At 63.2% G+C, this 7,338-nt stretch carries 7 protein-coding genes; 2 read left to right on the forward strand and 5 right to left on the reverse strand.

Features of this window, described 5'->3' with window-relative positions; all coding sequences use genetic code 11:
- Both EN984_RS15810 and EN984_RS15815 read right to left on the reverse strand, forming a co-directional pair.
- On the reverse strand, positions 1–813 hold an 813-nt coding region (locus EN984_RS15810; RefSeq protein WP_127383823.1), incomplete at its 3' end, for an FAD-dependent oxidoreductase.
- A gap of 142 nt (positions 814–955) precedes the next feature.
- Entirely contained in the window at positions 956–1,672 is a 717-nt protein-coding gene (locus EN984_RS15815; protein WP_127270190.1) for a gamma-glutamylcyclotransferase, read from the reverse strand.
- 164 nt (positions 1,673–1,836) lie between these two features.
- Here EN984_RS15815 and EN984_RS15820 point away from each other — a divergent pair, with 164 nt between their 5' ends.
- Complete coding sequence (locus tag EN984_RS15820) at positions 1,837–2,613, forward strand: VOC family protein (RefSeq protein ID WP_127270192.1); 777 nt, start codon at positions 1,837–1,839, stop codon at positions 2,611–2,613.
- A gap of 81 nt (positions 2,614–2,694) precedes the next feature.
- Here the strand turns inward: EN984_RS15820 and EN984_RS15825 are convergent, their stop codons facing one another.
- Positions 2,695–3,183 (reverse strand): hypothetical protein, encoded by a 489-nt coding sequence (locus EN984_RS15825; RefSeq protein ID WP_127270194.1) that lies wholly within the window; start codon positions 3,181–3,183, stop codon positions 2,695–2,697.
- 198 nt (positions 3,184–3,381) lie between these two features.
- On the opposite strand from EN984_RS15825, the gene EN984_RS15830 reads away from it, so the two are divergent.
- Positions 3,382–3,774, forward strand: coding sequence for a DoxX family protein (locus EN984_RS15830; protein ID WP_127270196.1), 393 nt, complete (start codon positions 3,382–3,384; stop codon positions 3,772–3,774).
- Positions 3,775–3,884: 110 nt separating this feature from the next.
- On the opposite strand, the gene EN984_RS15835 is transcribed toward EN984_RS15830, so the two are convergent.
- Positions 3,885–6,311 (reverse strand): FAD-dependent oxidoreductase, encoded by a 2,427-nt coding sequence (locus tag EN984_RS15835; protein WP_127272338.1) that lies wholly within the window; start codon positions 6,309–6,311, stop codon positions 3,885–3,887.
- Between the two features lie 90 nt (positions 6,312–6,401).
- The coding region (locus EN984_RS15840) for a trimethylamine methyltransferase family protein (RefSeq protein ID WP_206517431.1) at positions 6,402–7,338 on the reverse strand (937 nt) is incomplete at its 5' end.

Consider the following 7,338-nt stretch of genomic DNA (forward strand, 5'->3'; position numbering starts at 1 on the left):
GGAAAGGTCGCTGGCCTGGCGCAGTTCGGCAATGAACTCGACCGCGTTGATGACGCCGTCGGCGTCCTCGCCATCGGCACGCAGCGCATTGACGCCGCCAAGGCCCATGCCGAGAAACACCGCATCGTAATTGCGGATCAGATCCGACAGCTGATAGTCGCGGCCGAGGGCCTTGCCGTTCTGGATGTCGATGCCGCCGATCGCGGTCACATAATCGACTTCGGCCTGGGCGAAATCGTCGACACTCTTGTAGGCGGCGATGCCGTATTCGTTGAGGCCACCGGCTTTCGCGCGCGCCTCCAGAATGGTCACGTCATGGCCGTGGCGGGCGAGCCGGTGCGCGGCGGCAAGGCCGGCCGGCCCGGCGCCGACCACGGCGACAGTCTTGCCGGTCGGCTCGGCGCGCGGGTAGAACTGTTTGTTCTCGCTCATGGCGACGTCGGTGGCATAGCGCTGCAGGCGGCCGATCTGCACCGGCTTGCCTTCCGCCACTTCGCGCACGCAGACTTCTTCGCACAGCGTTTCGGTCGGGCAGACGCGGGCGCACATGCCGCCCAATATGTTCTGGTCGAAGATGGTCTTGGCCGAACCGATCGGATTGCCGGTCGAGATCTGGCGGATGAACAGTGGAATGTCGATCGAGGTCGGGCATGCGTTCATGCACGGCGCGTCGTAGCAGAAATAACAGCGATCGGATTCGACCAGCGCCTCGTGGTGATCGAGCGGCGGATGCAGGTCGGAAAAATTATCCGCATACTGGTCGGCCGAGAGCCTGCCGCCCGCAATGCCTTCCCTGAATTGGCCTTCTGGCATCGTCAGTTCCCCATGTTTTCTTTTGAGGAAGGCTAGCACGTTTTATTTTTTTATCAATTGGTCAATTTTCGGCGCAAGTCTCTGAAAAGGCTGGATAATAACATGATTTTTTTACTCATGTTATCGGAGGCCGAGGCTGCTTTCACAGTGCGAGCGAATGGCCGGGTTCAAGCTTACAGCCATGAATGGTCTTGACCTCCTCTGCGACCAGCTGCTGCAGTCGCCACAGATTGCGGTCATGGATGCCGAACGCCTCGAGGTGGCTGACCGTGTTGTAGAGATATTCGGCGCCGGATCCGATATGCCCGCAGGCTCTGGCCAGCACGCTCGCCACTCTGTCCAACGGCTGGTTCAGCGACGTTCCCCTGCCCTTCACGCCGACCCAGAAGCCGAGCGCGCGCAGCGTGCCTTGCGGCGTATGCACCGGCAGCCACCGGACCGTCTCGATGCTTTCGTGGTCGCTGATTTCGCGCCGCAGCAGCCTTTCGACCTGCGCCGGCTTTTCGCCCTCCGGCAAGCGATAGATCACGCCGTTGCAGCGTCCGCCCCGTTCGAGCGCCATCATCAACCCAGGCTGCTCGGCACTGCCCCGCCAACGCACCATGTCGAGGCAGAAAGAGCGGTGCCAGCCAAAGGCCGTGGCGAGCTGTTGCTCGACCGACTCGAATTCCGGCTTCCAGATCAGCGACCCATAAGCGAACACCCATAGCGGCCCCTCATCGGCTTCATTGGACAGCCGCAAGGCAAGGTCTCGAAAGTCCTCGTCGTTCATGTCTGTCCAGCTCGGGTCCGGGCCGGGATCGGCCTCCTCCCGATGGCACAGTGCGACAAGCTCGGGCGTGAGCGACATCAAGCGCATGAACGACAACCCTTCATAGCCGTAGAGAAATCGAAAACCGCTGGGTGCGCAACCAGGGAACGCTTGGCACACACACCCATTGTTTTCCGGGCGGTGTCGGATTCCCGTCGTGAGGATCGTCCTATGATGGACGACGATCACGTATGAAAGGTGAGGAGACCGAAATGCCAAAAGCCCCGATGCCCTTCTTCTGGTACGAATTGATGACGTCAGATCTCGACGCCGCCGAGGCATTCTACACCCAAGTCATCGGCTGGACGGCGCAGCCCTTCGACAAGGCGCCCGGCATCCCGCGCTATGTCGTGATGAATGTCGGCGAACGTGGCGTCGGCGGCCTGATGACCTTGCCTGAGGATGCAGCCAAGATGGGCATGCCGCCCGCCTGGCTTGGCTATATCCACACCAGGGATGTCGACGCTGCCACGGCATCGCTGGAGAAAGCCGGCGGCACCGTTCACCGCCAGCCCGACGACATTCCGGGCGTCGGCCGCTTTGCCGTCGTCGCCGATCCGCAAGGCGCGACCTTCATGTTCCTGCAGCCAAACGGTCCCGACCAGCCTGTCGTGCCGGCCGGCACGCCGGGCCACATCGGCTGGCACGAGCTTTATACGAGCGACTGGAAAGCCGCGTTCGATTTCTATTCCGAGCAGTTCGGCTGGGTCGACGCCGGCGATTTCGACATGGGCCCGGTGGGCACTTACCAGACCTTTACAGCCGGCCCCGAATCCGGCGGCGGCATCATGAACAAGCCCGAGCAGATTCCGGTCCCGGTCTGGCAGTTCTATTTCAATGTTCCGGCCATCGATGCGGCGGCCAAACGGGTGACCGACAATGGCGGCAAGATCCTGATGGGGCCGATGGAGGTCCCGGGCGGCAGCTGGATCGTCCAATGCCAGGACCCGCAGGGCGCGCATTTCGCCTTGATGGCGCCGGTCCGCTGACCGCGATCGAACATCGCTGAAACAAAGCGCGGGCTTTCATCGGACTACCGATGAAGGCCTCTACCCCTGACTGGCGCCGTCTCATTCCGGCGCCAGCACCGCGACCTTCAGCTCAGCTTTCTTCGCGCCGCTGAACTGAACGGTGGCCGGGCCAGGCGCAAGCTTGAAGCGCACGCTCTTGCGGATGCCAGGGCATGTTTTCACGCCACTATAGCCCGCCGACTTGATGGCCTGGCCATTCTGGATGACATCGATCCAGGCCTCGCCCGAGAGACTGATCTGGATGGCCCCCTCGGACGGCACCTCCACGCTGGCAACGGCGCCAAACGTGTCCGATGCCGGCGCACGTTCGGGCGCTACCGCAAAACCGGCTTTCCCTACCGGCACCAGCGCCAGGTCCGCAGCCTCACCAACCGCCAGCGCCGCTCCGGACGGCGTTGCCGGTGCTGCGGCAAACAGGGTCTGCTCCCGCGTCACCGGCCACTTGAACGCCTCACAGCCGGCGTCCTCGGCCATGGCGAAGCTAATGCCTGCGAGGATCGCGAAAAGGCTGATGACGACTTTTTTCATGGCAAAGGCCCCCACACATTCAGGATTGTTGTACACGCATCAATACAACCATAGAGATACTAATGCAACCTTGGCGAGAAAATTTTAATGGCAATTGGGAACATTCCCAATCACCGATTGTTGACGGCAGGCCATGCGAAGTGAATGGTCATTCCTGGGCGATAATCTATGGCCGGGCGGATTGAAAATGGAGTCATTATGAAGCTTTTCGAAAGCCTCTCCAGATACCAGCCGCAGGCGCTCGGCGTGTTGCGCATCATGACCGCGCTGCAGTTCATCGAGCATGGCAGCCAGAAACTGTTCAACTTCCCCGTCAGCGCCGATCCCCACGCCCTTTCCGGGCTGACCATGACCGCCGGCATCCTCGAATTCGCCGGCGGCATCCTGCTGGCGCTCGGCCTGTTCACGCGGCCCGTAGCCTTCCTTCTGGCCGGCGAAATGGCGATCGCCTATTTCATGGCGCACATGCCGCGCGACTTCTTCCCGGTCAACAATGGCGGCGATTCGGCGATCTCTTTCTGCTTCATCTTCCTCTATCTGGTGTTTGCCGGCGCCGGCGCCTTCGCGCTGGACAACCGCCGCAGCGCCTGACGCCCAGAAGAAGGGGCGTGACTAGTGCATGTCGCCCAAAGTGCCCAGCGGTTTTGGGACACGACATGCACAAACAGGAATCTGAAGCGCATCGGCGAAGCCGAAGCGCTTCAGGCACGCATCCGTTCGAAATTGGCGTCGAAAAGCGGCACCGCCTGAATGCGCGCCGCATGACGCTTGCCCAGCAGCTCGATTTCGAAGCCGTCGCTCTCATCTGCGATCTCCTTCGGCACATAGCCGACGGCGACGGACTTCTTCGAATGATGCGCATAGCCGCCCGACGTCACCCAACCGCGCACGGCGCCATCGAACCAGATCGGCTCGTCGCCAATGACATCGGCATCGTCGGCATCGACGATAAAGGCGCGCAGGCGCAATTTGCCGCCCTGCCTGCGCTCGGCCAGCGCCGCGGCCTTGCCGATGAAATCGGCGTCCTTGCCGTAAGCAACAAAGCGGTCGAGCCCCGCTTCCAGCGGCCCGTAGATCGGCCGGTACTCGCGCCCCCATGAGCCGTAATTCTTGTCCAGCCGCAGCGCATTGAGCGCGCGCGAGCCGAAGAGGCCGATGCCGAATTCCTCGCCCGCCGCCATCAGCGCTTGATAGGCGGCGCGCTGGTATTCCGGCGCCACCCAGATTTCGTAGCCGAGATCGCCGGTATAGCTCACACGGCCGACCAGGCACGGCGCCATGCCGATATCCATCCGGCCAATGGCCATGAAGGAAAATGCCGCGTTGGAGACATCCGAGCGCGTGGCCTTTGCCAGCACATCCCGCGCCTTCGGGCCGGCGATCGACAGACCGGTGAGCCTCGCGCCCAGCGCTTCGATGCGGACCGATCCATCGTCAGGCAGGTGCTTCTCGAACCAGCGCATGTGGTATTGCTCGGCGATGCCGGAGCCGGCGAGGAACCAGCCATCCTCCCCCAGATTGGCCAGCGTGAAGTCGCCGATGAGCCTGCCGTCCTGCTTCAGCATCGGCGCCAGCGTCATGCGGCCGGGTTTCGGCAGTTTGCAGGTAAGCATCCGGTCGAGCCAGGCGGCCGCTCCCTCACCCGTCACCTGGTATTTGGCGAAGCTCGAAATCTCGGACAGGCCGACACTGTCACGTACCGTCGCGACCTCCTTGGCGACCTGCGTGAAGTCGCTCGAGCGGCGCCACGAGAACTCGTCCTTGACGCCTTCCGGCGCGTACCACAGCGGCACTTCCAGCCCATAGGCAACGCCCCATTGCGCACCCCCAGCAGACAGCAGATCATAGATCGGCGTCGTCTTCAGCGGCCGCCCGGCGGGCAGCTCCTCATTGGGGAAGCGGATCGAAAAGCGCCTGGAATAATTCTCGCGCACCTTGGCGTTGGTGTAGGCCATCGTCGCCCAGTCGCCATAGCGCGCGACATCCATCGCCCAGATATCGGCGCCGGGATCGCCCTCGATCATCCAGTTCGACAAAGCAAGGCCGACGCCGCCGCCTTGCGAAAAACCGGCCATGACACCGCAGGCGACCCAGAAGCCCGGCAGGCCGCGCACCGGCCCGACCAGCGGGTTGCCATCAGGGGCGAAAGTGAAGGGGCCGTTGATGATCTGCTTGATGCCGGTGTTCTGGAAGGCGGGGAAATGGCGGAAGCCGACTTCCAGAGACGGCGCGATGCGGTCGATGTCCGGCTCCAGCAATTCATGGCCGAAATTCCATGGCGTCTGGTATTCGGACCACGGCTTGTTGGCCTTCTCATAGGTGCCCATCAGCATGCCGCCGCGCTCCTGGCGCAGGTAAAGCTCGCCGTCGAAATCGACCGCGTGGATGATCTCGGTGCCGGTCTTGGCATTCCAGGCGGCGACCTCAGGCATGTCCTCGGTGATCAGGTACATGTGCTCCATGGCCAGCACCGGCAGTTCGAGACCAACCATGCGGCCGACCTCGCGCGCCCACAGGCCGCCGGCATTGACGACATGCTCGGCCACCACCTCGCCCTTGTTGGTGATGACGCGCCATAGCCCGTCGGGCCGGCGCACGATGTCCTCGACCTTGGTGAAGCGCTCCACTTCCGCCCCAAGTTTCCGCGCGGCCTTGGCATAGGCATGGGTAACGCCTGAGGGATCGAGATGGCCGTCCTCCTTGTTCCTGACGGCGCCGACGAACTGCTTGGGATCGAGCAGCGGCATCAGCTCGGCCGCTTCGTTGGGCGAGATCTCCTCGAGCTCGATGCCGAGATAACGGCCCTTGGCGACGACGCCGCGCAGCCAGTCCAGCCGCGCCTCGGTTGCCGCCAAAAGCACGCCACCGGTCAGATGCACGCCGGTCGCCTGGCCGGAAAGCTCCTCGATCTCCTTGTAGAGGTTGATGGTGTATTTCTGCAGCTTGGCGACGTTGGGGTCGCCATTGATGGTGTGCATGCCCCCGGCCGCGTGCCAGGTCGAGCCGGACGTCAATTCGTCGCGCTCCAGCAGGACAACATCGGTCCAGCCGTGGCGGGCGAGATGGAACAGCACGGAGCACCCGACGACGCCACCGCCAATGACCACGACCTTTGCATGCGATTTCATGAGTTTTGCTCTGTTATCAATGAGTTGGATGGGTGGAATGAATCGACATGGGAGGAGCCAAGCCGGTGTGCGCGCACAATCCTGCAATCATCACGGCTCGCCCTGCCCGATCGCTTCCTTGCGCCTGGCCATGTAAGCCTCCAGCGCCTCGCGCACGGCGATATCCATCACCGGCTCGACATAGTCTTCCAGCGCCTTCTTCCACAGCCGCGTCGCGCGCGCAGTGGCGTCGAGCCCGCCGGCTTCCTGCCACGCTTCGTAATTCTGCCAGTTGGACAGCATCGGCTGATAGAAGGCGGTGGCGTAGCGCTCCAGCGTGTGCGGCTCACCGAAGAAATGGCCGCCGGTCGGCACCGCGCCTAAAGCCTCGACGGCAAGCTCGGCCTCGTTGACCTCGATCGGGCGCAAGAACTCCATCATGTGCTGGATCATCTCGACATCGATGATGAGTTTTTCGAACGACGCCGTCAGCCCGCCCTCCTGCCAGCCGGCGGCGTGGTAGACGAGGTTGCCATGGCCGAGCACCGCACCCCACAGCGCCATCAGCGTCTCATAGGCGCCCTGCGCATCGGCGGCGTTGGAGGCCGAGCCCGGCGTCGTGCGGTAGGGCAGCCCGTAGCGCCGCGCCAGTTGCCCCGAAGCGATGTTGGCCTTGGTGTTCTCAGGCGTGCCGAAGGCCGGCGCGCCCGACTTCATGTCGACATTGGAGGTGAAGGCGCCATACATGACCGGCGCGCCCGGACGGACAAGCTGGGTCAGTACGACGCCGAACAGCGCCTCGGCATTCTGCTGCGCCAGCGCCCCGGCCAGCGTCACCGGGCTCATCGCCCCCATCAGCGTGAACGGCGTCACCGCCACCGACTGGCCGAACTCGGCCATGGTCATCAGGCCCTCGGCCATCATCTCGTCGAAGCGGCGCGGCGAGTTGACCGAGATGATCGTGGTGATGCCGGGATCGTCGCGCATCTGGTCGAGCGTCAGCCCGCGCGAAATCGCCATCATCTCGATGCCGTCAAGCGCCCTGCCC

This window comes from Mesorhizobium sp. M7A.F.Ca.CA.004.12.1.1 (assembly GCF_003997835.1).
Taxonomy (GTDB): domain Bacteria; phylum Pseudomonadota; class Alphaproteobacteria; order Rhizobiales; family Rhizobiaceae; genus Mesorhizobium.